The 2126-nt window shown below is 52.9% G+C and carries 3 protein-coding genes; 2 read left to right on the top strand and 1 reads right to left on the bottom strand.

Annotation, left to right across the window (positions count from 1 at the left end; all coding sequences use genetic code 11):
• Positions 1-59 precede the first annotated feature (59 nt).
• Entirely contained in the window at positions 60-611 is a 552-nt protein-coding gene (gene smrB, locus EQY_RS0123535; protein WP_000730816.1) for an endonuclease SmrB, read from the bottom strand.
• Between the two features lie 165 nt (positions 612-776).
• Between smrB and prmB the strand changes: the two genes are divergently transcribed.
• Together prmB and EQY_RS0123525 are read left to right on the top strand one after the other, a co-directional pair.
• Positions 777-1709 (top strand): 50S ribosomal protein L3 N(5)-glutamine methyltransferase, encoded by a 933-nt coding sequence (gene prmB, locus EQY_RS0123530; RefSeq protein WP_010346713.1) that lies wholly within the window; start codon positions 777-779, stop codon positions 1707-1709.
• A gap of 34 nt (positions 1710-1743) precedes the next feature.
• Positions 1744-2126: chorismate synthase (locus tag EQY_RS0123525; RefSeq protein WP_000918464.1), on the top strand; the 383-nt coding region annotated here is incomplete at its 3' end.

Genomic DNA, 2126 nt, shown 5'->3' with positions numbered 1-2126 from the left:
CGGATGCGATGCTGACGCATCTTATCCGACCTGCAAATTCTATATCCGGTTGTTGTCATTCAGGGCAATTCTGGCGGCAGCCACTCTTCCACTTCAATCAACACCAGCAACGCCGCGTCGCCACCATACTCTTTCGGTGCCTGGTGAAACGCCATGACATGCGGATGTTGCGCCAGCCACAGCGGCGTTTGCTGCTTCAAAATATGCTTCCCGTGACCATGCATCACACAGGCGCAAAATACATGTTCACGGCGGCAGGCGGCAATCAACGCGCCTAACTCTTGTTTGGCCTGAAGCTGCGTCAGACCATGCAGATCCAAAAACAGCTCCGGCGAATAATCGCCACGGCGCAGTTTCTTCGCCTCAAAATGACTCACATCCGGGCGAACATATTTCACCGGACCTTCGGTATTTAATAACGGCTGAAACTCATCGGAGAAATAATGGCTGGCATCAGCCTGCTCCTGAATCAACCGCTTGACCGGCACTTCGCTGACTTTCTTTCGTTGTGGACGATGGACAATCGTGTCCTGCTTAATTTTGCGAGTACCCGCCATCAACTGGCGAAACAGTGCCTGATCCTCCTCGCTGAGTGTTGTTTTCTTTTTCATTTATGTATCTCTGTTTTAATTTTCCTACAGTTTACCCGACTCGCAGCACAATCGATCGGTCAAAACATAATTTTCCTGCGTCATCGCCGCGTGAATGCTGATTTATCGTCATCTTCATGGCAAACTAGCCGCCGAAATTAATGCGACCATGCCCTGGAGGAATACGTGGATAAAATTTTCGTCGATGAAGCAGTAAATGAGCTGCAAACCATTCAGGACATGTTGCGCTGGTCGGTTAGCCGCTTCAGCGCGGCAAATATCTGGTACGGTCACGGCACAGACAACCCGTGGGACGAAGCAGTGCAACTGGTATTGCCATCGCTCTATCTGCCGCTGGATATTCCGGAAGATATGCGTAACGCCCGCCTGACCTCCAGCGAAAAACACCGTATTGTTGAGCGCGTGATCCGCCGCGTCAACGAACGCATTCCGGTGGCTTACCTGACCAACAAAGCCTGGTTCTGCGGTCATGAATTTTACGTCGATGAACGCGTACTGGTGCCGCGATCGCCGATTGGTGAACTGATCAACAATAAATTTGCCGGGCTTATCAGCAAACAACCGCAGCATATTCTGGATATGTGCACTGGCAGCGGATGCATTGCCATTGCCTGCGCTTATGCCTTCCCGGAAGCGGAAGTTGATGCGGTGGATATCTCTCCCGACGCGCTGGCGGTTGCCGAACAGAACATCGAAGAACACGGTTTGATCCATAACGTCATTCCGATTCGATCCGATCTGTTCCGAGACTTGCCGAAAGTGCAGTATGACCTGATCGTCACCAACCCGCCGTATGTCGATGCGGAAGATATGTCCGACCTGCCAAACGAATATCGTCACGAGCCGGAACTGGGCCTGGCATCTGGCACTGACGGCCTGAAACTGACGCGCCGCATTCTCGGTAACGCGGCAGATTACCTTGCTGATGATGGCGTGCTGATTTGTGAAGTGGGCAACAGCATGGTACATCTTATGGAACAATATCCGGATGTTCCGTTCACCTGGCTGGAGTTTGATAACGGCGGCGACGGTGTGTTTATGCTCACCAAAGCGCAGCTTGTTGCGGCGCGGGAACATTTTGGAATTTATAAAGATTAAGTAAACACGCAAACACAACAATAACGGAGCCGTGATGGCTGGAAACACAATAGGACAACTCTTTCGCGTAACCACCTTCGGCGAATCGCACGGGCTGGCGCTCGGCTGTATCGTCGATGGTGTGCCGCCAGGCATCCCGCTCACGGAAGCGGATCTGCAACACGATCTCGACCGTCGTCGCCCAGGGACATCGCGCTATACCACCCAGCGCCGCGAGCCGGATCAGGTCAAAATTCTCTCCGGCGTTTTTGAAGGCGTCACCACCGGCACCAGCATTGGCTTGTTGATCGAAAACACCGATCAGCGTTCTCAGGATTACAGCGCGATTAAGGACGTTTTCCGCCCAGGCCATGCCGATTACACCTACGAACAAAAATACGGCCTGCGCGATTATCGCGGCGGCGGACGCTCGTCCGC

The sequence above is a fragment of the Escherichia sp. TW14182 genome (assembly GCF_000208525.1).
GTDB classification, from domain to species: Bacteria; Pseudomonadota; Gammaproteobacteria; order Enterobacterales; family Enterobacteriaceae; genus Escherichia; species Escherichia ruysiae.
The sequence above is the reverse complement of the archived record's forward strand: the minus strand, read 5'-3'. Positions and strand labels throughout refer to the sequence as shown.